Source organism: Psychrobacter sp. KH172YL61 (assembly GCF_007182895.1).
Lineage (GTDB): Bacteria > Pseudomonadota > Gammaproteobacteria > Pseudomonadales > Moraxellaceae > Psychrobacter > Psychrobacter pacificensis.
This window is the reverse complement of the sequence record NZ_AP019516.1, coordinates 415,840-441,408: the sequence shown is the minus strand read 5'-3', so window position 1 is coordinate 441,408 and position 25,569 is coordinate 415,840. Positions and strand designations below refer to the sequence as shown.

The following is a 25,569-nucleotide window of genomic DNA, read 5'->3' as shown; positions in this document are numbered from 1 at the left end:
TGACTCTCTATGGAATCGTGTTGGTCACCACATCTGGTGGCACATAGCTGGCGTGTCGGTTCATACGTTTTTCAAACAGTCTAAAGCTAAACAAGATAACCCATGACAGCACAAGATAAACGATACCCGCGGCAAAGAACAGCTCCATCAGCGTATAGGTACGCGCACTGATCGTACGAGCCACCCCCGTAATATCCATCAACGCGATGGTCGATGCGAGCGCACTGCCCTTTAGCATAAAGATAACTTCATTACTGTAGGCTGGGATCACAATACCAAACGCACGCGGCAACGTTACACGTGTCAGCTTCTGCCATTTTGACATACCAAGCGCATCGGCCGCCTCAAGCTCACCGACAGGTATCGTCTGAATCGCACCGCGTATAATCTCTGCCAGATATGCACTGGTATTTAGGGTAAAGGCGATGATCGCACACCAGTATGCTTGACTGAGCACCGGCTCCCATAAAAACGACTCACGCACCGCCCCGAACTGACCAAGACCATAGTAAATCAGGAATATCTGCACCAGCAGCGGCGTACCGCGGAAAAGAAAATATAAAGAAATGGCAATATCTGTACTAACCAGCTCTTCGACAAGCGCAGCAGCGCTAGAATCAAACCAAAAAACAATCCGACAATACCTGAGATCACGACCAGCTGTATAGTCAGTACCGCACCGCCCAGTAAATCAGGTATATGATCAAAAATGACCTGCCAATTCCAATCCATAGTATCTCTCCTCTATCCTATGGTCGATTGACTGTGAGTGGATTGACGGCTTATCTTTTTGGCATAGCGTGCCGCTGGATTGGCGCGCCACTCAAGCCACATCATAAAGCCAGTAATCAACATGGTCAGACCCAAATAAATAATCGCTGCTGCCATATAAAAGGTAAACGGCTGCTGTGTTGACTGGGCAGCACGCGACGACTGATACATGATGTCTTTGAGACCCACCACAGACACCAGCGCCGTGTCTTTGAGCAGTACTAAAAATAAATTGCCCAAACCTGGCAATGCAATCTGCCATACTTGCGGCAACGTAATGCGATAAAAGGTCTGAAAAGGACGCATACCAATCGCTTGCGACGCTTCTCGTTGCCCTATCGGAATCTCTTGAATCGACATGCGAAAAATCTCAGTCGCATACGCCCCAAACGCGATCGACAGCGCCATAACACCGCCCCAAAAAGCGCTAATCTCGACATAGTCGTTGTAGCCGAACTTTTTGAGGATGCTCATCAATAAGATTGAGCCGCCATAATAAATAAAGAGCACCAATAGCAACTCAGGAATACCGCGCATCGTCGCAGTATAGACAGTCGCAAGCTTACGCAGCAACCAGATATTGGACATCTTTGCGGTTGCGCCGAGCAAGCCTAAGGCCAGACCAATGATTAAACTGGTCACGGCAAGCTGTATGGTGACGGTAGCGCCGCTTAATAAAAGCGCGCCAAATCCTTGTAAGTCAAACACGATTATCCACTCAGTCTCTTTATATTAGCAATTTGCAAAATATGAGTTAAAAGAATCAGCATCAATAGCTGAACGCAGTCCATCACCGTATTTTATACCACCTTAATACAGATGGTCGTCGTCAAAAAAAATGAAGTCAGAGCAATACGGTTGGCGCTGCGATAATTGACACAGTAGAAATGAGCGCTGATTTTATCATATTCGCTCGCCGTGATGTTAATCCTGACGCGTAAAAGCTGTGCCTAAACCGTACTTAAACAGATACTTGGGCAAATACGCTTGAAACGAACTGACTAAATTTGAGTAAAGCGAATAGTGAATAACGATGACTATGCCACGACCATACGATACGTTTATGGAATAATAAAAAGGACATCACCATCATGGTAATATCCTTTTATTAAGAAACAATCAACTGTTATTGGCTATAAACCTTTCTTATGAAAGCCGTAGCGTGCAGCTGGTAAAATTACTGACCGGCGGTCTCTGCGACTGGCTGCTCAGGCGTGTCTGCATCTGAGGTCTGCATCGCAGATTCTGGTATAGCAAAATACTGTTGATTGATTTTTGTCATACGTACCATTGGCCTTTATATTGGCTAAAGATTGATTGATCTTTGCTTGTAGCGGATCGCCTGGGCGTACTGCTATCGCAAAGTTATCATTGATATCAATCTCGTCACCTTTTAGTGCATATTTACTACCAGCAGGAGAGCTCAGCCACTCTATCGCAGGCAACTTATCAGAGATCATCGCATCGACGCGGTTTGATCCTAGATCCAAAAACGCATTGCTCAGCGTATCATAAAGCTTCATGTCAGCGTTTGGATACTTGTCTTCGAACCACTGTGATGAGATGGTCGAGCGCTGCGCGGCAATCGAGTGAGCGTCGATGTCGCTTTGGTTACTAGGGTCAAAACTGCTGTCTTTTTTGGCCAAAAAACCAAGGTATTGCTAAAGTATGGATCAGTGAAGCTAACCTGCTCTGCACGCTCTGGCGTAACGGACATCGCCGCGACAATCGCATCATACTTACCGGCTTTTAGACCAGGAATAATACCGTCCCAATCTTGCGCCATAATCTCACAAGTTACCTGCATATCGGCACAGATGGCATTGGCTATCTCAACGTCAAAACCACCCAGTGTCCCATCGGCGTTGGTATAGTTAAAAGGTGCATACGCCCCTTCCGTACCAATACGAAGTACGTCATCCTTAGTTGCCTTTGTTTCGGTCGTATCAGAACTGGTATCGGCCGCATTCTCTGGCTATTGCTACAGCCAGAGATGGTAAAAATAGTCGCCAGTGCGAGCAATGACACAGATAGACGACTGCTCGTCATAGCGCTAATAATAGATTTGCCAGTCGTAGCACGGACTGGAACACAGTGATTGCTCATGATCATCCTTGGGTTTTCTTGGGTAAACAACACTTTTCAAAATAACGGTCTATGCAGAAGACGTCGTCTTAGTTCGTTGCCGCTTCAGCTGGTGCGTCTTCTTCAACGACTATGACTTCATCAACGCCATCAGTCACGACTGCTTTTTTGTGCCGCAGCGGTCGAGCTGGTACCAAAGTAACTGCCTGTGATTTGATCATAAGTGCCGTTGTCTTTTAGCTCAGCCAATGCCGCATTGAATTTAGCAACCAATGGATCGCCTTTACGGAATGCAATACCCATTGCATCGTCGTCGCTGCTGATTTCTTGACCTTTAATCTCGTAGCCGCTACCCGCTTCTGTTTTTAGCCAATCAGTGCCAGTGACTTTATCAGACATCATACCGCGCACACGACCTGAGGTTAGATCTAGGTAGGCATTGTCTTGAGTATCATATAGCTTGATATCAGCATCCGCGTGCTCGTCCTGTAGATACTGTGAGGCCACGGTAGAGCGCTGTGAAGCGATTGGCTGACCTTTGAGCGAATCGATGCTGATATCGTCGCCTTTTTACCAATCAAGATGATACCACTATGGAAGTAAGGGTCACTAAAATCCACTACTTCTTTACGTTCAGGGGTGATTGACATACCAGCGATGGCGGCATCAAATTTCTGTGCGTTAAGCCCTGGAATCAAACCATCCCAATCTTGAGATATGACTTCACATTCTGCTTTCATTTGTGCACATAATGCGTCAACCAACTCAATCTCGTAGCCGATCAGTTTGCCATCAGCATCTGTATAGCTAAATGGCTTATAGCTTGATTCTGTTGCGATTTTGATATTCATAGGTGCTTCAGACGCGGTATCAGCTTCAGCATTTTCTGCTGGTGCTGAGCTGTTGTTACAACCTGTTAGCATTAGCATCGCGGCGCTAAGCGGTGCTAGCAACAAGGCTTTTTGCTCATTGATGAGGTCATTAGTGATGTCATTGAAAGTGTCATACTTATTATTCCTTAATATAGTTACCAGCCATATCGTCACTTATTACGTGCTGCTTGATGCCTTATTGAGCGCCACTTACTCAGTACTGGTCAGTGGCGCGCGCGTATTCGCAGCCGTCTTTAGTGAGTCATTATTGACCAAAGTTTTGCTGCTCAAGACGGGCAAGCTCACCGTTGCTACGGATCTCGCTCAATGCTTTATCAAACTCCGCTTTGAGTCCATCACCTTTACGCACGGCAATGGCAATATTGTCATTATTGTCTATCTCATCACCAACGATACCGAAGCCTTCTTTATTGTCAGCGAGCCATGATTTGGCAGAGACTTTTTCGGCCAATACTGCATCGCTACGACCAGACTTTAGATCCAAGTAAGCATTGTCATAGTTGTCATATAGCTGCACGGTATTGCCATCTTTGCCTTCGTAGTTATCTTGTAGATAAGCGCCTGGCGTGGTAGAACGCTGTCCACCAAGCGTGACATTTTGGATCGCCATTGGATCAAAGCTGCCATCAGTGTTGGTGAGCCATACCATCGTATTGGCAAAATACGGTTCGCTGAAATCGACTTTTTCTTGGCGCTCAGCAGTGATTGACATACCTGCGATAACGGCATCATATTTTTGTGCCAATAGACCCGGGATAATACCGTCCCAATCCTGCGCTACGATTTCACAGTTGGCTTGCATCTGCTCACACAAGGCATTGGCAACATCGACATCAAAACCGCTCAAGCTACCATCAGCATTGGTATAGTTAAACGGAGGATAAGCGCCTTCGGTTGCAATGCGGATGGTTTTGCCAGTCGTTTCTGCGGCAGGTGCATCGGCATTGGCTTCGGTAGTTTCATCGGCAGGTTGGCTACAAGCGCTTAGCATGAGCGCAGCAGAGACGGTCATCGATGACCAAAATAGACGAGCGTTCGACATCATATGTTCCTTAAATTCTGATGGGTATGGATATGGGGTTCTGATACTTTGTTCTCTGACGTCCCTGACAGACAAGCAATATAGATAGCAGAATAATGGACAGCCGTTAAAATTGACCGACTATAAACCTTTTGATAATACCTGAGTAAAAAATCAAAAACAAACGTTTTGCATACTCACCGTGACTATTGGGCAATAAAGGATAAACAATAGTTACGGTATAGTGATTTTTATATTTAATAGGATTCGATGGCGGTAAAGTCGGTGGGGCGCTACCACCATCTGATTTATAGCTTGGACAGGATTAGTGCGGACGATGCGAGGCCATAAAATCTTTGACGCGCTCGGAGGTAGGATTGTCAAAGACTTGCTCAGGTGTGCCGATCTCCTCAACCACCCCTTGGTGCAGGAAGACCACTTTGCTTGATACTTCACGGGCAAAGCGCATTTCATGAGTGACGATCAGCATAGTGCGACCCTCTTCTGCCAGCTCTCGCATCACAGCCAGTACTTCATTGACCAACTCAGGGTCTAGCGCCGAGGTTGGCTCATCAAATAATAGCACTTGCGGCTGCATGGCAAGCGCGCGCGCAATGGCAACCCGCTGACGCTGACCACCAGATAAGTTCGCTGGATAAGCGTCTTTTTTATCGAGCAAACCGACTTTGTCGAGCAGTTTTTCGGCATCACTGATCGCTTGGGCTTTTTTGATCTTGAGAACCTGCGTTGGCCCCTCAATAATGTTTTGTAGGATCGTCTTATGTGGCCACAAATTAAAGTTTTGGAAGACGAACCCAACGCGAGCACGCAAGCTCTCTAACTGCTTCACATCCGCCGCTTGCAGCTCACCTGATCTGGCAGGTTTTAGCATCAGCTCTTCGTTACCGATCAGGATACGACCTTGATTGGGATTTTCGAGCAAGTTAATACAGCGCAGCAATGTCGATTTACCTGAGCCAGATGAGCCCAAAATAGAGATGACATCACCATCATAGGCCGTCAGAGACACTCCCTTGAGCACCTCTAATGAGCCATAACTTTTATGGATGTCTTGTAAGTCTAGGGCGATAGGCCGAGTTGGTTTTTTTGCAGTATCAAGCATGGTTCAGCAGACTTCCAATAAATATGAGTGAAAACACGAATAAAAATAAATAAGAGCCGTATATATAGTATAAGTATCTATAGCATTATTATGCTAATGCTACGCCTGAGCAGGCCAAGAGAAAAATGCCATATTGTCTCTTATTACACAGTAAAAAGGCAAATCTTGTGTTTAACCAGTCAGTTAATCAGTACTGGATAACTGACTGGCACAAAAAGCCCAGACCATATTTATCGCTCTGGGCTTTATTTTATCACTTTCGCGTGCCAGGCGTTGTTTTATCTGATAATGCTATATTGACCAACACACTATCATAGCGTTTGGCGCGCCATAAAACTTAGTACGTCGATACATGCTCTGAATCTTCGGTGCCATCCAGTACTTCTGCATCATCTGCGGTTGCCACAGCCACATCATCCCCCTGTACTGACAGCCATACCGTCATCGGCGCTAGCAACGGCGATGTCATCAGAGCTACTCGCAGTTGCGGTTGCATTCTCTTCAACGCTGGTTTGAGCGTCAACGCTTGTATCCGCTTGCGTCTCCATTGGTGTCTCGTCTTTGCTACAAGCACTGAGCGCAAGCACCCCTGCAACCAAGCCAACCGTCATCCAGTTTTTGTATGTCGTGTTTTTAATCGTCATCGTTATTCTCCATTACTTGTCATATGATTCAGCGTCATTTATTGATAGTGCCGTTTTCTTAGTGCCTACTATACTGATGATACATCGCAGCTACCTTAGTATTTACAGCGCAGTTCTGTTAAAGGCACGTAAACACAGCTCACAAAATATTTGAAGCAACCCTTTGTAAAGTCACTTTGATGCTTTGTAAAGCGGGTTCTGTTCACAAAATCATCTTTACTATCGCCGCAATCTCCTCTATGTTAAATAGCATAATGACCTATGGACCGCTAAATAGGCATTCAAAACTGATTTTTTGCTAAATTTTCGCCTTTTTAGGCGCTTTTATTTATATAAAACTGATATCACATAAGGAGAATAATTGATGAGTCAAGCAAATACGACGGATATTACCACCTACATGCAGTCTGTTGGCAAGCAAGCCAGAGCCGCTTCTCGTGCGCTCGCGGCAGCCAACACAGGCGACAAAAACTCAGCACTCATGGCCATTCATGATGAGCTAGTCAATGCCAAGCCAGATATTTTGGCAGCCAATAAAATCGATATGGACAACGGTCACAAAAACGAGCTTGATAGCGCTCTGCTCGATCGCTTGGAATTAAACGAAGCACGATTCAACGCTATGCTCCAAGGCCTAAAAGACGTGGCGAGCCTGCCTGATCCAATCGGCGAAGTGACGGATATGACTTATCAGCCATCAGGGGATTCATTTGGGCAAAATGCGTGTGCCACTGGGCGTCGTTGGCATGATTTATGAATCGCGTCCTAACGTAACCTTAGAAGCTGCTTCACTGGCACTAAAATCAGGCAACGCCATCATCTTACGCGGTGGCTCTGAAGCGTTTGAATCCAATCAAGCGATTGCCAAATGCATCATAAAAGGTCTCAGTCAGACGGATCTCTCTGAGCACAGCGTTCAAGTATTGCAAACGACCGATCGAGCTGCCGTTGGTGAGCTGATCACCATGACTGAATATGTGGACGTCATCGTACCGCGTGGCGGCAAAGGTCTGATTGAGCGTATTAGCAACGACGCCCGCGTCCCTGTGATCAAACATCTAGATGGTAACTGCCATACCTTTATCGATAGCGATGCGGATCCTGAGATTGCGATCAAGGTCAGTGTCAATGCCAAAACCCATCGTTATGGTACGTGCAACACGATGGAGACGCTGCTGATTGATTCCTCTATCGCCAAAGATTTACTGCCCAAGATTGCCACCGCCATTATCGAGGCCGATGATGCCATGCAACTGCGTGTTGACGAAAGTGCTGAGAGTATCTTGGCCGATGTGATCACCTTAAACGGTCACTTGTCTGCTGCTACCTCTGAGGACTGGGATACAGAATATCTTGCCCCTATTCTTGCGGTCAAAGTCGTCGACGGTATCGATGAGGCGATTGAACATATCAATACACATGGCAGCCATCATACCGATGTCATCATCACGGACAACTATACCAAATCGCAACGCTTCATCCGCGAAGTGGACTCAGCGAGCGTCATGATTAACGCCTCTAGCCGTTTTGCTGATGGTTTTGAATATGGTCTTGGTGCTGAGATTGGTATTTCAACGGACAAAATCCATGCGCGTGGCCCAGTCGGTCTTGAGGGACTGACCTCGCAAAAATGGATCGTCTATGGTCATGGTGAAGTACGTGCATAACTAAATCTGTATTCATGATTGAATCGAGCGTTTGAGAACGTCGGCCATTGTGCTGGCGTTTTTTTATGATAATCGTAGTCATTTATATTACGGACATCTAAACAATAAGGAGCGGTGCCACCATGCAAAGCGGCAAGATTAAACATTGGAATCACGAAAAAGGCTATGGCTTTATCGATGTCGATAATCAAGATGAAGACGTGTTTTTCATATTAGCAAAGTAAGTTTGGCGGAGCAGATAGCGGTTGGTCGACGTGTCTATTTCACGAGTAGTCGTAATGATAAAAACCAATTGCGTGCCACCAAAGTGACGTCAGCCGTACTCAGCATTGAACCAGATACTGAACCAAATACACCAAGGCAGATGCCCAATAATAGCAAACGAGATAATCACAGCCGCCTCTCAAATCGCAACCATCAAAACACTCGTCAAAATAGCTCTCGCAACAAGAGAAGCCTAGGCAGTACCCTATTTAGCCTCATTGCCATTATCGCTGTCGCTGTCTACTTCTTTGCTGATTTAGGCTCGACGTTATCTCAGTATACGTCTGACAATACCAGTCAAGTCGCCACAACTGGCACCACGACCACTAGCATCACAGGTGATGCACAAGTCGATAAGACAATTGCGCTGATTCAACAAGGCGGGCCATATCCTTATCCCAATAAAGATGGCACGACGTTTTATAACCGTGAAGGCAGGCTACCCGCCCAGTCGCAAGGCTACTACCGCGAATACACCGTACCCACCCCTGGCGTCTCCCATCGCGGTGCAAGGCGTATCGTCACAGGTGGTCGCCCGCCCACTGTTTATTACTTAACCGTCGATCATTATGACAGTTTTCAAAAGCTTGAGGTGCACTAACATGAAACAAGCGAATATGAATCAAGAAGCCATGAATCAGAAAGATACGAGCCAAGCCATCCACTATGTCAGTCAAGACCCCATTAACCAAAACGGTACAGCGCTACCTGCCGTCATTCCTACTCAGGCTGTTACCATACCTGCGTGTGACACACTGGACAAAACCACGCTATTGACGAGTCTGGCGCGTGCCTGCCACTTCCCCAGCTATTTTTCACACAATTGGGACAGTGCATGGGATTGTCTGACAGACAGCGATGTGCAGCACTTAGTGCTTGATTTGACGGTAATAAAAAGATAAACACCGAAGACTTCAATATTTTTAAAAGCATTATCGAAGATGCTTATAGCGACTTTGGTAAGCCGCAACTATGGATTATTGTGCCCTTTGAGAATGACACTTAGCGGTGAAAAAATGACGAGGAGACTGCAGGGAGTAATAAGGACATCTTTGAGAGACCCGATAGCATGCGCTTTATCACGGCATCCTCTACTATCGAGACATTAGCGCTATTTGCAGGGGCATTGGCTTTTGCCGATGGGATGACGCTCGTGGCTGAGGGCACATGGTTTGAGCTACCGACGTTCGTCTGGGCACTGGCAGGCGGCGTTATCATTCGCAATGTGTTAACGATGGTCTTCAGTTTTGAGATGTTTGATCGCTCGATTGATGTATTTGGTAATGCGTCTTTGATTCTGTTTTTGGCAATGGCGTTACTGTCATTGAAGCTTTGGCAGTTGACGGATTTGGCAGGGCCTGTATTGGTCATATTGATCGTACAGACCATCATCATGATTATCTACGTCTACCTCATTACCTTTAAAGTCATGGGCAAAGACTATGACGCGGCAGTACTCTCAGCAGGACATTGCGGTTTTGGTATGGGAGCTACCCCGACAGCGATTGCCAATATGCAAGCAGTCACGGATCGCTATCTCCCTCGCCGAAAGCCTTCTTAATCGTGCCAATGGTAGGTGCGTTCTTTGTCGATATCGTCAATGCCACGATATTGCAAATATTCACCAAGTTGCCGTTTATGTAATACTGCTTATGTAATACTACGTCTGAGCGTATTTAAACCGTGATTAATCTTGAGGAGATTGCATGAGTCACATCACGTGATAGCATTATTATCAAATACGATGTGATCTCACCGCCATTCGTCGTATCAATAGACATTACTCAGAATTATTAAAACTTATTAAAAGTATCGAGGCATTTTATGTTGGTATTTGCCATTATTCTTGTGGTTTCAGGCGCACTCATTATTGGTGCATTATGGGGTCTATACGGCTATATGCCTGACTGGATACAAGGCAATCTGCTTGCGCTGGCAGGTGGTGCACTCGTGATCTCAGTGGTACTTGAGATGATTCAACCTGCGATTGGCGAGAGTGGTTTGTGGACGACTGTCGCCTTTACCGTGTTAGGCGCAGTGGTCTTTACGGGTATTGACTATCTGATTGATGAAAAATGCAAAACAAAGGCGGGGCAGGTTTGCTTGCTGCTATTACGCTTGATGGTATCCCAGAAAACTTAGCGCTTGGCGTCGCGCTGATTGGTGGTAACGCTTTACAAGTCGCGGCACTAGCAGGGTCTATTTTATTATCAAACCTCCCAGAAGCCGCAGGCGGTGCCAAACAAATGCGCGATGGTGGTAGCAGTCACAAAAAAATACTCATGCTATGGATTGGTGCAGCTATTTTATTATCATTAGCAGCTATTATTGGCAAAATGCTTCTCAAAGATGTCGATGATGCAGTAATTAGTGCAATTGACTGTTTTGCCGCAGGGGCGGTGATTGCTTCATTAGCGACAGAAGTTTTTCCTTCTGCATTTAAAGATGGCAACCATTGGGCGGGTATCAGCACTGCTATTGGTTTGGTGCTGGCATTAGGACTCAATCAACTCGGTGGCTGAGATTATAAATATTCGTAGGGTTTAAATTTGCCCCTTATTGCATGAGCATGCTCTTATCGCACAATTATTTGAATGAATAAAACCGCCCAGCAATAATGTTGGGCGGTTTTTATTTATCTGACATTCGGTTCAAATATGTCTAGGTGCGGCGTCATGCAGCAACATGATCGACTCACTAAAGCGTAAACCCAATCACATTGAGCTTGTTCTCTTCTGCAAACTTAAATAACTCGTGAACGTGATTTAAATTCTCACGAAATGTATTCAAACCTTCTTGACTCTCTGCTTCGTGGTAGCCGATATCGTGTACCAATTTTTTTAAGTCTGTCGCGGCAAACGCTTTGACGATCTCAGGTACGACGGCCACATTGTATAATAAACCGTCATGCTGCTCATGCAGCGGGGTGCTATTGTTTGCCAAAAACAACAAATCGCACAAGGCATAATGCCCCTCTCCCAATAACTCAACCAGTTCTTCCGTATAATGTTCAAGAGACGCTTGTCTCACATCTAAGTATTGGTTGTCGCGATTTTCTCTTAGCTCATCCAGTGTCATATCACCAACAAGTATGCTGGTTAAATTTTCCTCGCGAACACTACAAAAGCAAAATGACATAGTTGTTGAAATAGACATCGTATCTTCCTTAACTGTGATTAAAATAAAACCGCCTAGCAAACGCTAAGCGGTTTTTTGTTATACAACTCTCAAATAGAGTCAGTTAATACTTACTGGTTTTTTCGTACACTGGTAGCTCTTTGCAGATGGCTTCTACTTTACCGCGTACTTCAGCTGCAACCGCTTCATCACCGCGGCTGTCTAGCACGTCACAGATCCAGCCTGCCAAATCACCCGCTTGCGCTTCGTTGAAGCCGCGAGTAGTAATGGCTGGGGTACCGATACGGATACCAGAGGTGACAAATGGTGATTTTGGATCATTTGGTACGGCGTTTTTGTTGACCGTGATATGTGCATCACCAAGCCATTTGTCGGCTTCTTTACCGGTCATTTCTTGCTTCACTAGGCTAATCAGCATGAGATGGTTTTCAGTACCACCAGAGATGATCTCATAGCCACGCTCTTGAATGACTTTTGCCATGGCTTGTGCGTTTTTCACAACTTGCTGCTGATAGGTTTTGAAGTTGTCTTCCAGCGCTTCTTTAAAGCAAACCGCTTTTGCCGCGATGACGTGCATGAGCGGGCCACCTTGGTTGCCTGGGAATACGGCAGAGTTTAGCTTTTTAGCAAGTTTCTCATCACGCGACAAGATCATACCTGAACGCGGGCCACGTAGGGTTTTGTGTGTGGTGGTAGTGGCCACATCAGCAAAAGGTATTGGGCTTGGATAGACGCCGCCCGCAACAAGACCAGCAACGTGTGCCATGTCTACCAATAGATACGCGCCTACCTCGTCAGCGATGTCACGGAAACGCTGCCAATCAACGACTTGTGAATACGCTGAGAAGCCTGCGATGATCATCTTTGGCTTGTGCTCACGCGCTAATGCTTCTACTTGATCATAGTCAATAAGGCCAGTGCCATCGACCAATCCATACTGTACGGCGTTGTAGTTCAGGCCTGAGAAGTTGATGTGCGCGCCATGCGTTAAGTGACCACCAGCGTCTAGACTCATGCCAAGTACCGTGTCATTGGCTTCTAGCAATGCTAAAAATACGGCAGCGTTTGCTTGGCTGCCTGAATGTGGCTGGACGTTGACGTATTCAGCACCGAACAGCTCTTTGCACGGTCAATGGCCAATTGTTCAATGACATCGACATGCTCACAGCCACCATAATAACGCTTACCAGGATAGCCTTCAGCGTATTTATTGGTCAAATCAGTGCCTTGTGCTTCCATCACTGCTTGTGAGCAGTAGTTTTCAGAGGCAATCAACTCGATGTGATTTTTCTTGACGAACGCTTTCTGCGGCCATCGCTTCAGCAAGGGTCGGATCAAACTCTTTGATAGAAATGTCTTTAAACATAATAATGTCCTAAGTAGTGACTGTCATTGAAAAGTATCATTGAAAAGAAGCTGATAGCTTGCCCACAATCAAACGAACACTGCATCGACGTTGCTCAAAGTATGCTAGGTACTTGTGCACGCTGCTCTTTGCCAGCTGTTTTATGGTACGACCATGATTGTAAATGGCGACTATCAGTAAAAATTAACATAAGAATAAACACAGGCAGTTGGCCTGCATTAACTTGACCGATCCGTCAATAAAATCGATATACAGCGGCATCGATAGCATTGCGAAAGCGTAAGTGTAACATGAAAAATTGTGCGATGAGCGCAAAAAAGCCTGCCTGAAGATGAGCAAATTAAATGGCGATATAACACAGATAAATAGCCAATTAAATAGGGCGTGTTGAACATTCGACCATGGCACTGACAGCGACTATTTTTTAGGCGATTCGATGTTAAAAATAATAAGTTTAGTCATTCTAAGTGCTTATTTTTAACGATGAAGCGGCAAAAAGAGTCCTGTCCCCTACTTTTATCGTTGGGGCTGATGCTAAAATTGCCCCATACTGCGTTACAAATCTCGCTAAGGCATCTGCATTATCGTCGCTTTGTGCCTTGTCTGGAACCATTTTAGCGATCAGCAGTGCCTATTTGCGAATGTTCAACACGCCCTAAAGGTTTTACTCAATGCAAATTTTTGACCCTAGTTTTTTCTTTGTGTATATAAGAATAAAACGTTTTTAAGTATCACTGGACAAAAATGCCGGCAAAAGGTTTCGCTGATAAGTAGTAAGCGACCATACCAGTCATAGCGCGTTTGCCGCTGCCAGCCCTCGCTCGTCTGTCGCACAAATCGCTGGTTTGGCACTGTGCGCCGACGTTTAAATAACACATAACCGATGGGCGTACCTTTTAGCTGCTGCAAGCGTCGCGCCTTACCTTTTAGGCTTGATAGCGGAAAGATGCTTTGCGCACCGACCCATGGCTGCTCGTCATTGCCGTATAGCAGTACTTCACGTATCCACGCCAGCAGTGGACGATTCAGCGCTGAGCCTTGCAGACCCAATTGTCGCTTTTGTTGCAGCGTCAATAGCCGATAGCCTTCAAAGGTGCGCTCCACTCGTAACGGCTGCCCTGCCTTCTCTTCTAGCATGGCTGTGAGCGAACCTTCGGCATTGAGCCACGATACGAGTTCAATAGGAGGCAGAGAGGTAGCAATACTAGCAATAGAGTTTGTGGGCATAGTTAACGGCTAATCATGAAATGTGTAAAGTAAAGGCCTGCAGGCTATTATTAATAGTGGATATTAGTGGTGTATATCAATGAAGCGTATCAAAGGCTGGCATATTGTCCGCGTTAAATGGTAGTGCCTCATGGGCTTGCTTGCGATATTGTGCCATATGCATCCGATCTCTGGCACAAAAATCGCCAATCGCAGGGACAAAACGCGGATCATAAATACGGTGAAGCGAGTGCGTGGTCGTTGGGATAAATCCACGAACCAGCTTATGCTCCCCCTTGCGTACCCGGATCAAAGGACGCTAGCCCTTGCTCGATGGCAAACTCAATGCCTTGGTAATAGCACAGCTCAAAATGCAAGCTGTCATACTCACCAAGCGCACCCCAGTATCGACCGTACAAGGTTGCATTATTATCAACATCATTATTAACATCGCCATCAACACTGTCGTCGTTGTTGCTATTACTATCAGGTGTGTCATATAAGAATAGGCTACTGGCGATAATCTCACCACTGGCATCGAGTGCTTGCGCGAGCATAATATGTTCAGACATACTCGCTGCCAATGCCATAAAAAAGTCTATCGTCAGATAAGGCTGCTGTCCGCGTACCGCATAAGTCATCACGTAACAGTGATAAAAAGCCTTCCAATCTGCATCGCTGATAGCATCGCCGATTTTTCGCTGGCAGATGATACCTTGCTCAGCCACTTTACGACGCTCCGCACGGATGGTTTTGCGCTTTTTAGCTTTTAGCGTCATCAAAAACGCATCAAAGTCTGCAAAGGGCTGACTGTCATTGAGCAAATCTTTGTTTTGCCATAAGAACTGACAACCTTGGCGCTCGAATATCGGCATCGCAATCGGCGCGGACTCTACGCCACGCTCTTGTGCTGCTAGCGCACGCTCTATATCAATTTCGGTCGGCATAGACGTGGTCGCAATAGAGGCTAGATTAGGCGTCACAAATAGCCCATGCCAGCTTGAGGCGCCGACTTGCTGAGCGATATCATCGACACCTGCGATGGCTGTTTTGATTATCTCTTCATTGAGCCTTTCCCCTTTTGCCAGCCAAAGCCGCTGACCCGTAATCGGCGTATACGGCACACTAGTGACCAATCTTGGATAATAGTCGAGACCATAGCGCGCATACGCCTCTGCCCATGAATGATCGAACACGAACTCACCGCGATGATGGCTTTTTATAAAGACTGGCAGCACCGCGACTGGTTGCAGAGCGGCATCCTTAGTATCATCATTGACACGATGCACCAAAATAAATATCGGTAGCCACCCTGCCCGCTCGCCAATCGCGCCTGTCTCAGCAAGCGCCTGCCAAAAAGCAAATGACATAAAAGGCGTGTCTGGCGTTTGCCAATCGGTCTGGCTCTGCCAGCTAGTATCATTCATCAGCGCATACTCTAAACTCATACTCACCGTCACTCTTATAATCGCTATATATTTATAGATAACCAATCTGTTGATGACCTAGCCTAGCAAATTTTTGCGGTTTTGCTGTCACAATTTGCAAAGTTTTTTTGAGACGCAATAAAAAACCACCAATCGTGACATTGGTGGTTTTTAGGATTATCCTTATGTCCTCTCAAGAATAATATAAAGGTCAATAAAACACCGTCCATATTATTGAAAAGATGATATCGCAACAAATGACTGTTAGAATAAGGTTACTACCAGCTTAGTATAATTTGGAAACCCTAAGATATGAGCGAAAACAGTATACTTAGTTCATGGTATGTGATTGACATCCTCTCGAATTTATAGTGGGTTTATTATAATATACCGTCAGCGACTTGCTGTCTGGCAGTTTTACGGGGCAGTCAACGTGCCATCTGAGAACGCCCTTGTAGTGAACATCAGTAAAAGAAAATGTTTTATCAAACTTGAATATCTCTAACTTAAATATTGCTAAGCAGCTACATACGACGTACTTGTTCGAACTATATTATTGAGCATTGCATAGTATCATTGACCCATATTCAACATTATATTCGAGCTTTATTATTAACGACAACTAAAGGAAGATTCAAATAAAATGTCAAAAATTATTTATACAAAAACTGACGAAGCCCCAGCGCTTGCGACACTATCTTTTTTACCTATTGTAGAAGCGTTCACTAAGACCGCAGGTGTCGAAGTTGAAACTAGTGACATCTCTGTTGCGGCACGTATATTGGCTGAATTCCCTGAATACTTGACCGAAGAGCAACGTGTTCCTGACAACCTAGCTGAGCTTGGTCGCCTGACTCAAGACCCCAACACCAACATCATCAAACTGCCAAATATCAGTGCCTCTGTACAGCAGCTCAAAGCAGCCATCAAAGAGCTGCAAGGTAAAGGCTATGCCATCCCTGACTTTCCAGATGATCCACAAACGGATGAAGAAAAAGAGCTACGTAAGCGCTATGGTAAGAGCTTAGGCAGTGCCGTAAACCCTGTACTACGTGAAGGTAACTCAGACCGCCGCGCACCAAAAGCCGTCAAAAACTATGCACGCAAGCATCCACATTCAATGGGTGAATGGAAACAATGGTCAAGCACACATGTATCGCACATGCATGGCGGCGACTTCTATGATGGCGAGCAATCTATGACCCTAGATAAGGCGCGCACGGTTCGCATGGAGCTATTGCTAGACGACGGCACCAAAAAGTATTGAAACCTAAAATCGACCTACTAGACAAAGAAGTTATCGATTTGATGGTCATGAGCAAAAAAGCCTTGCTTGAATTCTATGAGCGTGAAATGGAAGATTGCCGCGAAGCGGGTATCTTGTTCTCACTACACGTCAAAGCCACCATGATGAAAGTCTCACACCCCATCGTGTTTGGTCATGCGGTCCGCATTTACTACAAAGATGCGTTTGAAAAACACGGCGAACTCTTTGATGAGCTTGGCATCAACGTCAACAACGGTATGGCAGATTTATACGATAAGATTGCTACTTTGCCAACCTCAACGCGTGAAGAAATTGAGCGCGACCTACATGCTTGTCAGGAGCATCGTCCACGTCTGGCCATGGTTGATTCGGCCAAAGGTATCACCAACTTCCATTCACCAAGTGATGTGATCGTGGATGCCTCAATGCCTGCGATGATTCGTTCAGGCGGTAAAATGTGGGGCGCTGATGGCAAAATGTATGACTGTAAAGCCGTCATGCCAGAGTCTACCTTTGCTCGTATTTATCAAGAAATGATTAACTTCTGCAAATGGCATGGCAACTTTGATCCAACGACCATGGGTACCGTACCAAATGTTGGCCTAATGGCACAAAAAGCAGAAGAATACGGCTCTCATGACAAGACCTTTGAATCTAGCGATGCTGGTATTGCGCGTATCGTCGACGTGGAAACCGATGAAGTCTTGCTCGAAAAACGCGTTGAAAAAGGCGATATCTGGCGCATGTGTCAGACCAAAGATGCCCCGATCCAAGATTGGGTCAAGCTTGCTGTACGCCGTGCCCGTGAATCAAATACGCCTGTTATCTTCTGGCTCGACCCATACCGTCCACATGAGAACGAGCTCATCAAAAAGTTAAAATGTATCTAAAAGATCATGATACTGACGGTTTACACATCGAAATCATGTCTCAGGTTCGCGCCATGCGTTATACCCTAGAGCGTGTCGCTCGTGGCCTCGATACGATCTCTGCGACTGGTAACATCTTACGTGATTACTTAACTGACTTATTCCCAATCCTAGAGCTTGGTACCAGTGCTAAGATGCTATCGGTTGTGCCACTCATGAAAGGCGGCGGCTTGTTCGAGACAGGTGCTGGCGGTTCTGCACCAAAGCATGTCGAGCAGCTCACCGAAGAAAACCATCTACGTTGGGATTCACTTGGTGAGTTCTTGGCCTTGAATGTCTCTTTGGAGCATTTGGCAAGCAACGACAACAATGCTAAAGCTCAAGTCTTGGCGGACACGCTCGATACCGCGACCGAAAAACTGCTGCTGAATGACAAATCACCATCACGTAAAACTGGTGAGCTTGATAACCGTGGTAGTCACTTCTATCTAGCGCTATATTGGGCTGAAGAGCTGGCGGCGCAGGATCAAGATAGCGAGTTAAAAGCACAGTTCACGCCATTGGCGCAAAAGCTGGCAGAAAACGAAGACGCGATTGTCAAAGAACTTAACGACGTTCAAGGTAAGCCAGTCGATATCAAAGGCTACTACTATGCTGATGAGGAGCTTGCGAAAAAAGCCATGCGTCCAAGCGCTTTGTTTAACGAAGCCTTGGCATCGCTATAAGTAATAAGCAATTGATCTTGAAACATTAATCCTAATCGCTCTGGTTTTTATACACAGATCGATTAGGTAAGTTTAAGTATTAGCAAACAAAACACCTCAGCCGTCTTAGAACGTTGAGGGTGTTTTTTTGTGCCTATCTCAAAATGATAATAAACAACTTGCCTATGTCTATCCATTTCAAACACATAAAAAAACCACCTACATCAGTAAGTGGCCTTGAATAAATATAATAGAGTTTAACGCTCTAGGCATTAATGCGATTACGCATCCATGTGCTTGATAATGGCTTTGCCAAACTCAGAAGTACTGAGCAAGATAGCATCTGGCATCAAACGCTCAAAGTCATAAGTAACCGTCTTATTGGCGATCGCGCCTTGGATACCACTGATGATGAGATCCGCCGCCTCACACCAACCCATATCACGCAGCATCATTTCCGCAGACAATATCAATGAGCCTGGGTTTACTTTATTCTGACCAGCATACTTAGGCGCAGTACCGTGCGTCGCTTCATAGACAGCGATTGCGCCGCCTTTGTTGGCACCTGGGGCAATACCGATACCGCCTACTTCCGCCGCTAGCGCGTCAGAGATATAGTCACCGTTCAGGTTGAGTGTTGCCACTACGGAGTAATCTGCCGGACGCATCAAAATCTGCTGCAAGAATGCATCAGCGATCACATCTTTGATGATGATGTCATTACCCGTTTTGGGATTTTTCATCGTCATCCATGGACCACCATCTAATGGCTTAGCATCAAAACGCTCTGCTGCCAGCTCATACCCCCAATCTTTAAACGCGCCTTCCGTAAATTTCATGATATTGCCTTTATGCACGAGGGTCACGTTTGGCAAGTCATTATCGATAGCATGCTGAATGGCTTTACGTACTAGGCGCTGCGAGCCTTCTTTTGAGACAGGCTTGATACCGATGCCGCAGTCTTCAGGGAAGCGAATGCTGGTCACACCCATCTCTTCTCTTAAGAAATTGATGACTTTTTTGGCATCATCACTGCCTGCCTTCCACTCGATACCTGTATAGATATCTTCTGTATTTTCACGAAAGATCACCATATTGGTCAGCTCAGGATGCTGTACTGGGCTTGGCACGCCTTTAAACCAGCGTACTGGTCGCTGACAGACATACAGATCAAGATTTTGACGTACAGCCACATTCAACGAACTAAAGCCACCACCCACCGGCGTGGTCAACGGTCCCTTGATACTGATGACGTAGTCTTTTAAAATCTCTAATGTCTCACTGGGTAAATATTCACCGTCATATATTTTGGCCGCTTTTTCGCCCAAGTAAGCTTCCATCCAGATAATTGATTTTTTTACCGTGGTAGGCTTTATCGACCGCTGCATTGACCACCTTTATCATGACAGGTGTGATATCCACCCCAATACCGTCACCTTCAATGAACGGAATAATCGGATGATTGGGCACATTTAGCGACAAATCAGCATTCACGGTTACTTTTTCGCCGTCTCTTGGTACGATGACCTTATCATATGACATGGATAAAACTCCTTAGTGGTAAGTTATACATCGCAAGCGAACTGAACACGTTGTTATGCTGGCTTTTCTATTATAATGGTTGCGCTCTAGACGCTTATTAGCTAAACAAAGTCTGATGTATGAGATACTTGCGGCATTGGATTGAACGATACTAAAAAATAGCTTCAAATTAAACATATATGCATTGATGTAAATACAAACTAAAACTGTGCATAGAAACTGCTTATCATTAAATTCAGTGTTATTGGCTAATTAATAAGAAATATCACATATACAATTTATAAATTATTAATAAAATGCAGCATCTATAAATTTATAATCTTTAAAGGGTTATAATACATTATCTTGTTGATAGTAATAGAACAAAGAGCTGGACAATCATTTTATCTTGTAGGTGATAGGTTTATTACTATCAAAAATATAAATACCCCTATAAAAATATGGATTTAGAATAGCAGTAAATTTGCGTGGTTGCTGTCCTACTTTTGTAGCAAAATACATCGCACAGCGTATATCAAACACAATACCTCTGTTCTTATTTTTTAGTACTGACTTTGCTTGATTAAACATAAGCCAAGACTGCTAATCACTCATTTACCTTCAGGAAATATCACTTTATGCCGACTTCTAGTCTCATCTTGTTCAATAAGCCTTATGGGGTGCAAAGTCAGTTCAGAGACGATAGTAACAATGACCATGTCACCCTATCGCAGTACTTTACTGATAAGTCTTTGCGAGTTGCTGGTAGGCTTGATGCAACGTCCGAAGGGTTACTTATTCTGACCGATGATGGCCGAGTCAATAAAGCAATTACCCATCCGCCAAAAGCCAATGCTGGACGTAAGCAAGGTAAGACTTATTTGGTACAGGTTGAGGGCATTCCTACTGCTGAGCAACTCAATCAGCTCAAACGTGGCGTGACGCTCAAAGATGGCAAAACTCTGCCTGCTGAGGTTAAACACGTCAGTGAAGATGAGCTACCGATGGCGCTCTGGCAACGTCATCCGCCGATACGTGAGCGTAAAAGCGTACCGGACTCATGGTTGATGCTGACAATTTATGAAGGTAAAAACCGTCAAGTCAGACGAATGACCGCGCATGTTGGTCTGCCCTGCCTACGTTTGATACGTTGGTCGGTGGCAGGGTTTGAATTAGGTGACATAGCAGTTGGCGAGTTTGTGCGCATTCACTTAACTAGTCAGCACTATCAGCAATTGGGTATCAGCTATTAATTTGTCCCGTCTAAACGCTTAGCTATAGTCAATCAATATTAAAAGTGGTACAAGGCAGACGATTGCAAGTACTACAGTAGTAGGCTAAACGAGTCTAACGCTGTAACACTTTAATAGTGGTTCGACTATACCGACATATATTTTCATTTAAAGTAAATATATTACTTCTTGTTAAACATAGCGTCTCGAATGGGTAAGGTTTATCTGTTAAGATTCAGCACGTCATTATTTATGTAAAATAGACCTCATTTATTTATCATTTGGTCTTCTTATAGTAGGGATATATCATGATTGCTTCTCATCGTTTTGTTCTGTTGGCCACCAGCATTTCTACTGCACTGCTATTAGGTGCGTGTCAGCCAGCAGCAGATAGTCAATCAGCGCCTGTAGAAGAAGCCACCCGCCAATGACTGACATGACTCATGCTGAGCATGAGAATATGAGCCACGATACATCGGTAGATAGCGAAAACGCCACAGATGACACTCAGATGACGGATATGCTCAAAGACTACACAAAGTCCATGACCAGTATGCATGATGAGATGATGATCGGTATGGGTTATAACGATCCTGATACCGCGTTTGCCAAAGGCATGCTTGGGCATCATCGCGGCGCGATAGATATGGCAAAAATTCAGCTAAAGTACGGTACAGATGATGCCATGCGCCAGCTTGCTCAAGATATCATCACGGCGCAGCAAGCTGAGATTGATATCCTAAACAAATGGCTTGCCAGCCATCCTGACGCAGCCAAACCTAAGCCCAATACCGCTGCTATGCAACAGGCCTACGCTAAGGGCATGGAAAGCATGCATGGTGAGATGACATTGGGTATTGCTGATCCTATGCCGGATATGGCATTTGCACGTGGCATGCTACCACACCATATTGGCGCCGTAGATATGGCAAAAATCGAGCTCGAATACGGTACTGATGAAGAAATGCGTCAATTGGCACAGCATATCATCGATACTCAGCAAGTAGATATTGAGCTCATGCAAAACTGGATTGTCGCGCTTAAAGCGACGAGCGATGTTGAAAACGATAATGCTGAGGGTTGGCGAGCCTAACGGCGACACTACTGCAAACGAGAAGTCTGCCAGTGAGGACCCTGATACTAAAACCAAGGAAGAGTAGCTAGCCATTCAGCATACCAAAAAACCTTTCAGCTATTACTTGAACCCCCTAATAACCATATTTGCTTATTAGGGGGTTTTGCTTTGCTACTTATATCTCTCGATGTCACTACTATCTCTCGATGTCACTATGCTGACTGACGCTTCATCACATCCAGCCATGGCTCCCAAGCGGATTCTGCTTGCTTAGGATCGCTATGATCTGCTAACGTTGGAGCACCTTTTACTAAGCGCAGACTGACCTTATGAGGAAATGCTTTTTCAGGCATATCACTGTCATCCCCGTCAGCTTGTGGCAGTGCCTCAGGTTGCACTTGCACACATCAGCTCATCGCGGCGAAACAGATGACACTCAACAGTGCGCGCTGCATTACTCAGCGATGCTAGCTGCTTACTATCCGCCTTGATGCCATCAATCGCGATAATGATGTCATGGGCTGAGATACCTGCTTTGGCAGCCACACTACCGCGGTTCACCCGATTGATTTTGAGTCCAGCGGGTGTCTCATTGCAGCGCATACCCCATGGGACATGCTTATCCGCAGTCTCTTTGGTATTGACCTGCATTTTGATACCGTTTGCGAGCAGCAGCGCCTCAATTGGCAGTTCCTCTACGCCGTTGACGTAACGGCGTTCAAAATCCTCCCATTCCGCTATCGGCATAAACTGCCCAATCACGTCGCCCATATCCGCGCTATTGATGCCGATACGCTTGCTGTCATTTTGCTTTGCTTGGGTATAGAACGCTTTGACCACATCGAATAGACGATAGCGATTATTGGTATTTTTTAGCAATATCAAATCCAGACACAAGGCCACCAATGCGCCTTTATTGTAGTAACTGATACCAGCATTGCCCGTATTTTCATCGCTACGGTACAGCTTAATCCACGCATCAAAGCTTGACTCTGCGACACTTTGGTTATCGCGTCCAGGCGTTTGATAGTAGCGATTGATTTGTTCCGCTAGTAACCTGAGATAGTCTGACTTATCGATCACGCCAGATGCTTGCAGCATAAAATCATCGATATAAGACGTAAATCCTTCAAATACCCAAAGCATCGGCGTGAACGCTTCACGGCGTAGATCAACATCAACCATGACATCAGGGCGCACGGTTTTGACCCACCACGAGTGAAAGTACTCATGACTGCACAAGCCCAAAAACCGCTGATAATCCGTGCTCGGTATTTTTGGCTCATCAGCATTTGGTAAGTCACGGCGCGGGGTAATCAGACTAGTAGAATTGATATGCTCAAGTCCGCCGTAATCCCTGACCACTGGCAAACGTCATAAAGGTGTAATCATGAAAGGGTGCATCCCCCAGCCAGTCTAGATAAGTCTGACAAATCTGAGTGACGTCTTGCTGTAGCCTGCCCATATTGGCACTATGCTTGCCTGAGAGATAAAAACTGTGATGAAGCGTCTGATGCTGACTGTCATGAATAATAAAATCAAATTTATTCTGTGCTGCAATCTCAAAAGGGTAATCAATCAGCTCATGATAATTATCTGCCCGTAATTGATAACAGTGCCGTTTATCTTCGCTCTGACCATCAACGCGCAGATGCGTAGATGCCAAACCACATGCCAAGATTACATGACTTTCTTCTTTATCTAACAAAAACGACTCCGGAACAATCAAGCTGACTTGTACAGGAATCTGCTCTTGCCCGTCGACCGCGAGTGCAAGTGAGGTAAAATTACCATACAGACGCTGCTGATCGACATAGGCAGTACGTACCGATAGGTCGTAGCAGTAGACTTCGTATTCGACGACTACCCTTTGTCCTGCTGTGATAGTGGGGAGTTGCCACGTATGTTTATCTACCTTTTGTGCACGATAAGTTTCAGAAAAATCGTCACCTTCTTTTATTTGGCTGTCTGTTACTCGATAATGTACAGCGGTGATATTGCGAGCAAACTCGCGCATCAGATAACTGCCTGGTATCCATGCTGGTAGCCAGAGCTGAGGGGTATTAGCTGTTGCCGTAAAGGACAGTGACACATCCACCAAATGCTCAGAAAAACGGGCAAAATCGAATTGGTAGCTGATATCAGCCGTATTATTGATATCATCATGGCTGATTGAAACGTCGCTCGTTAGCTGGTTATTAGTATTATCGGCAAATGCAGTCATAGTATCTCTCATCCTTATTTTATTGTTATGTTAGGAGTCCTTCCCAAAAACGCAACTCCCAAACCCTGAGTGGCCAGTAGTTATCGATTAACTATAGAAAATAGCAGTTATTATGATAAATTGTGGCATTAATTGGCATTTTTTATGTTTTTTGCCTTGAAACTTATATACGCCATCTCAATTAAAGATGCTAACTGCTAAAGTTACTTTAATAAACTGATGATAATTGACTAATACTGTGGCTATTTGGCTTGCTGATTGGCTTTTTTAGGTTTATTGCAACCGTATTTAATTTTTTACATAGATATACTTAGGATATTTTATGACTACTATCGCAAAAGACACTGCCGTCAAATTCAATTACACATTAAAAAGACGACGAAGGCAATATCCTTGACCAGTCTCCAGAAGGTCAGCCACTTGCTTATCTACACGGTCACAGCAACATCATCCCAGGCCTAGAATCACAATTAGAAGGCAAATCTGCTGGCGAAAAAGTCAACGCAGTGGTTGAGCCTGCTGATGGCTATGGCGAGTATCAAAAGCAAGCGGTACAGCGCGTACCACGCGAAAACTTCCAAGGCGTTGATGATATCCAGCCTGGTATGCAGTTCCAGTCAGAAGCTGGTGGCCAAGTGATGCTAGTGACAGTCACTGACGTAAACGACCAAGAAGTAACTGTTGATGCCAACCATCCGTTGGCTGGGAAGCGTTTGACGTTTGATGTTGAAATTCAAGAAGTACGTGCAGCAACTGAAGACGAACTAAACCACGGCCATATACATGGCGCAGGTGGCGTTGAGCACTAATCTCTCCTAGAGTATCGTGAGACGGTTAGAGAATAGGTTATATTTGAGCTTATCTTCTCATCAAAAAGGCCAGTAGCACTGTCTACTGGCCTTTTTTATGTCTGTCATAAGTGCTGATTGATTAGATGTAGATAAAAGAGCGTTCTAACAATGAAGCATTCATTGCGCTTCTGTGAGCATCCTTAAGCTCAATAGCCATTCTCACAAATCTATCAAAGAAGCGTAAGCTAGCGCCAGAAATAATTCTTAGATCCAGACATAAC

The 25,569-nt window shown here is 45.2% G+C and carries 21 protein-coding genes and 8 pseudogenes; 12 read left to right on the top strand and 17 right to left on the bottom strand.

The genetic code is table 11. The features are described from left to right. Positions 1–7: 7 nt before the first annotated feature. The 8 genes and pseudogenes from PKHYL_RS02245 to PKHYL_RS02215 form a co-directional block, all read right to left on the bottom strand. Positions 8–732 (bottom strand): annotated as a pseudogene (locus PKHYL_RS02245) (ABC transporter permease). Positions 733–744: 12 nt separating this feature from the next. Continuing rightward, on the bottom strand, positions 745–1,479 hold the full coding sequence (locus PKHYL_RS02240) for an ABC transporter permease (protein WP_071002335.1): 735 nt from the start codon (positions 1,477–1,479) through the stop codon (positions 745–747). A gap of 469 nt (positions 1,480–1,948) precedes the next feature. Continuing rightward, positions 1,949–2,877, bottom strand: a pseudogene (locus PKHYL_RS02235) (ABC transporter substrate-binding protein). Positions 2,878–3,006: 129 nt separating this feature from the next. After that, positions 3,007–3,363 (bottom strand): transporter substrate-binding domain-containing protein, encoded by a 357-nt coding sequence (locus PKHYL_RS18460; RefSeq protein WP_442966108.1) that lies wholly within the window; start codon positions 3,361–3,363, stop codon positions 3,007–3,009. Further along, positions 3,285–3,902: a transporter substrate-binding domain-containing protein gene (locus tag PKHYL_RS18455; RefSeq protein ID WP_442966107.1), complete on the bottom strand. Its 618-nt coding sequence runs from the start codon at positions 3,900–3,902 to the stop codon at positions 3,285–3,287. The genes PKHYL_RS18460 and PKHYL_RS18455 overlap by 79 nt, the downstream gene beginning before the upstream one ends. Before the next feature lie 91 nt (positions 3,903–3,993). Further along, positions 3,994–4,794 carry a transporter substrate-binding domain-containing protein gene (locus tag PKHYL_RS02225; RefSeq protein ID WP_240365880.1) on the bottom strand — a complete coding sequence of 267 codons (801 nt, stop codon included), beginning with the start codon at positions 4,792–4,794 and terminating at the stop codon, positions 3,994–3,996. Positions 4,795–5,095: 301 nt separating this feature from the next. After that, positions 5,096–5,893: an ABC transporter ATP-binding protein gene (locus PKHYL_RS02220; protein ID WP_071002339.1), complete on the bottom strand. Its 798-nt coding sequence runs from the start codon at positions 5,891–5,893 to the stop codon at positions 5,096–5,098. 413 nt (positions 5,894–6,306) lie between these two features. Further along, entirely contained in the window at positions 6,307–6,537 is a 231-nt protein-coding gene (locus tag PKHYL_RS02215; protein WP_240365879.1) for a hypothetical protein, read from the bottom strand. A gap of 364 nt (positions 6,538–6,901) precedes the next feature. On the opposite strand from PKHYL_RS02215, the pseudogene PKHYL_RS02210 reads away from it, so the two are divergent. From PKHYL_RS02210 to PKHYL_RS02180, 7 genes and pseudogenes are all read left to right on the top strand, one after another. After that, positions 6,902–8,204, top strand: a pseudogene (locus tag PKHYL_RS02210) (glutamate-5-semialdehyde dehydrogenase). Between the two features lie 122 nt (positions 8,205–8,326). Further along, positions 8,327–8,428, top strand: coding sequence for a cold-shock protein (locus PKHYL_RS02205; RefSeq protein ID WP_240365878.1), 102 nt, complete (start codon positions 8,327–8,329; stop codon positions 8,426–8,428). A 2-nt stretch (positions 8,429–8,430) separates the two neighbouring features. Then, a complete protein-coding gene (locus PKHYL_RS02200) occupies positions 8,431–9,069 on the top strand; it encodes a ribonuclease domain-containing protein (protein WP_240365877.1) in 639 nt (212 codons plus the stop codon). A gap of 1 nt (position 9,070) precedes the next feature. Further along, complete coding sequence (locus PKHYL_RS02195; protein ID WP_240365876.1) at positions 9,071–9,370, top strand: barstar family protein; 300 nt, start codon at positions 9,071–9,073, stop codon at positions 9,368–9,370. Between the two features lie 149 nt (positions 9,371–9,519). After that, positions 9,520–10,112 (top strand): annotated as a pseudogene (locus PKHYL_RS02190) (sodium/glutamate symporter); the annotation flags it as partial. Positions 10,113–10,292: 180 nt separating this feature from the next. Then, positions 10,293–10,610, top strand: a complete 318-nt coding sequence (locus PKHYL_RS02185; RefSeq protein WP_240365875.1) for a hypothetical protein — start codon at positions 10,293–10,295, stop codon at positions 10,608–10,610. Then, a complete protein-coding gene (locus tag PKHYL_RS02180; RefSeq protein WP_240365874.1) occupies positions 10,544–10,990 on the top strand; it encodes a ZIP family metal transporter in 447 nt (148 codons plus the stop codon). The genes PKHYL_RS02185 and PKHYL_RS02180 overlap by 67 nt, the downstream gene beginning before the upstream one ends. Positions 10,991–11,165: 175 nt before the next feature. On the opposite strand, the gene PKHYL_RS02175 is transcribed toward PKHYL_RS02180, so the two are convergent. The 5 genes and pseudogenes from PKHYL_RS02175 to PKHYL_RS02160 form a co-directional block, all read right to left on the bottom strand. Further along, positions 11,166–11,624: a hypothetical protein gene (locus PKHYL_RS02175; RefSeq protein ID WP_071002344.1), complete on the bottom strand. Its 459-nt coding sequence runs from the start codon at positions 11,622–11,624 to the stop codon at positions 11,166–11,168. An 85-nt stretch (positions 11,625–11,709) separates the two neighbouring features. Beyond that, positions 11,710–12,972: pseudogene (gene glyA / locus PKHYL_RS02170) on the bottom strand (serine hydroxymethyltransferase). 687 nt (positions 12,973–13,659) lie between these two features. Then, a complete protein-coding gene (locus tag PKHYL_RS02165) occupies positions 13,660–14,199 on the bottom strand; it encodes a chorismate--pyruvate lyase family protein (RefSeq protein ID WP_240365873.1) in 540 nt (179 codons plus the stop codon). Between the two features lie 76 nt (positions 14,200–14,275). Further along, complete coding sequence (locus tag PKHYL_RS17940) at positions 14,276–14,491, bottom strand: peptidogalycan biosysnthesis protein (RefSeq protein WP_332835918.1); 216 nt, start codon at positions 14,489–14,491, stop codon at positions 14,276–14,278. After that, on the bottom strand, positions 14,463–15,626 hold the full coding sequence (locus PKHYL_RS02160) for a peptidogalycan biosysnthesis protein (protein ID WP_332835956.1): 1,164 nt from the start codon (positions 15,624–15,626) through the stop codon (positions 14,463–14,465). Before PKHYL_RS02160 ends, PKHYL_RS17940 begins: the two co-directional genes overlap by 29 nt. A gap of 622 nt (positions 15,627–16,248) precedes the next feature. Here PKHYL_RS02160 and PKHYL_RS02155 point away from each other — a divergent pair. Next, positions 16,249–18,466 (top strand): annotated as a pseudogene (locus PKHYL_RS02155) (NADP-dependent isocitrate dehydrogenase). A 260-nt stretch (positions 18,467–18,726) separates the two neighbouring features. Here PKHYL_RS02155 and icd read toward each other — a convergent pair. Beyond that, positions 18,727–19,987, bottom strand: a pseudogene (gene icd / locus PKHYL_RS02150) (NADP-dependent isocitrate dehydrogenase). Positions 19,988–20,604: 617 nt separating this feature from the next. Here icd and PKHYL_RS02145 point away from each other — a divergent pair. The 3 genes from PKHYL_RS02145 to copM all read left to right on the top strand — a co-directional run bounded on the left by PKHYL_RS02145 (position 20,605) and on the right by copM (position 22,291). Further along, entirely contained in the window at positions 20,605–21,219 is a 615-nt protein-coding gene (locus PKHYL_RS02145; RefSeq protein ID WP_071002351.1) for a pseudouridine synthase, read from the top strand. A 287-nt stretch (positions 21,220–21,506) separates the two neighbouring features. Next, the gene (locus tag PKHYL_RS17055; RefSeq protein WP_269778224.1) at positions 21,507–21,629 is read left to right on the top strand and encodes a hypothetical protein; all 123 of its coding nucleotides are present in this window, start codon (positions 21,507–21,509) and stop codon (positions 21,627–21,629) included. Beyond that, a complete protein-coding gene (copM, locus tag PKHYL_RS02140; RefSeq protein ID WP_240365872.1) occupies positions 21,626–22,291 on the top strand; it encodes a CopM family metallochaperone in 666 nt (221 codons plus the stop codon). Before PKHYL_RS17055 ends, copM begins: the two co-directional genes overlap by 4 nt. Before the next feature lie 194 nt (positions 22,292–22,485). On the opposite strand, the gene PKHYL_RS02135 is transcribed toward copM, so the two are convergent. Genes PKHYL_RS02135 through PKHYL_RS02125 form a run of 3 tightly spaced genes read right to left on the bottom strand, consistent with a single transcriptional unit; the run spans position 22,486 to position 24,497 of the window. Further along, complete coding sequence (locus PKHYL_RS02135) at positions 22,486–22,677, bottom strand: hypothetical protein (protein ID WP_240365871.1); 192 nt, start codon at positions 22,675–22,677, stop codon at positions 22,486–22,488. Beyond that, positions 22,661–23,638 carry a M61 family metallopeptidase gene (locus PKHYL_RS02130; protein ID WP_240365870.1) on the bottom strand — a complete coding sequence of 326 codons (978 nt, stop codon included), beginning with the start codon at positions 23,636–23,638 and terminating at the stop codon, positions 22,661–22,663. Before PKHYL_RS02130 ends, PKHYL_RS02135 begins: the two co-directional genes overlap by 17 nt. Further along, positions 23,613–24,497 (bottom strand): M61 family metallopeptidase, encoded by an 885-nt coding sequence (locus PKHYL_RS02125; protein ID WP_240365869.1) that lies wholly within the window; start codon positions 24,495–24,497, stop codon positions 23,613–23,615. The genes PKHYL_RS02130 and PKHYL_RS02125 overlap by 26 nt, the downstream gene beginning before the upstream one ends. Before the next feature lie 322 nt (positions 24,498–24,819). Between PKHYL_RS02125 and PKHYL_RS02120 the strand changes: the two are divergent. Then, positions 24,820–25,306 (top strand): annotated as a pseudogene (locus PKHYL_RS02120) (FKBP-type peptidyl-prolyl cis-trans isomerase). Positions 25,307–25,569: the final 263 nt, after the last annotated feature.

Excerpts from the sequence above, each read along its gene's own strand:
- PKHYL_RS02220 (WP_071002339.1), bottom strand. The coding sequence starts at position 5,893 with ATGCTTGATACTGCAAAAAAACCAACTCGGCCTATCGCCCTAGACTTA.
- PKHYL_RS02215 (WP_240365879.1), bottom strand. The coding sequence starts at position 6,537 with ATGACGATTAAAAACACGACATACAAAAACTGGATGACGGTTGGCTTG.
- PKHYL_RS17055 (WP_269778224.1), top strand. The coding sequence starts at position 21,507 with ATGATTGCTTCTCATCGTTTTGTTCTGTTGGCCACCAGCATTTCTACT.
- PKHYL_RS02145 (WP_071002351.1), top strand. The coding sequence starts at position 20,605 with ATGCCGACTTCTAGTCTCATCTTGTTCAATAAGCCTTATGGGGTGCAA.
- PKHYL_RS02205 (WP_240365878.1), top strand. The coding sequence starts at position 8,327 with ATGCAAAGCGGCAAGATTAAACATTGGAATCACGAAAAAGGCTATGGC.
- copM (WP_240365872.1), top strand. The coding sequence starts at position 21,626 with ATGACTGACATGACTCATGCTGAGCATGAGAATATGAGCCACGATACA.
- PKHYL_RS02185 (WP_240365875.1), top strand. The coding sequence starts at position 10,293 with ATGTTGGTATTTGCCATTATTCTTGTGGTTTCAGGCGCACTCATTATT.
- PKHYL_RS02180 (WP_240365874.1), top strand. The coding sequence starts at position 10,544 with ATGCAAAACAAAGGCGGGGCAGGTTTGCTTGCTGCTATTACGCTTGAT.
- PKHYL_RS02125 (WP_240365869.1), bottom strand. The coding sequence starts at position 24,497 with ATGACTGCATTTGCCGATAATACTAATAACCAGCTAACGAGCGACGTT.
- PKHYL_RS02195 (WP_240365876.1), top strand. The coding sequence starts at position 9,071 with ATGAAACAAGCGAATATGAATCAAGAAGCCATGAATCAGAAAGATACG.
- PKHYL_RS02165 (WP_240365873.1), bottom strand. The coding sequence starts at position 14,199 with ATGCCCACAAACTCTATTGCTAGTATTGCTACCTCTCTGCCTCCTATT.
- PKHYL_RS02160 (WP_332835956.1), bottom strand. The coding sequence starts at position 15,626 with ATGAGTTTAGAGTATGCGCTGATGAATGATACTAGCTGGCAGAGCCAG.
- PKHYL_RS02225 (WP_240365880.1), bottom strand. The coding sequence starts at position 4,794 with ATGATGTCGAACGCTCGTCTATTTTGGTCATCGATGACCGTCTCTGCT.
- PKHYL_RS02175 (WP_071002344.1), bottom strand. The coding sequence starts at position 11,624 with ATGTCTATTTCAACAACTATGTCATTTTGCTTTTGTAGTGTTCGCGAG.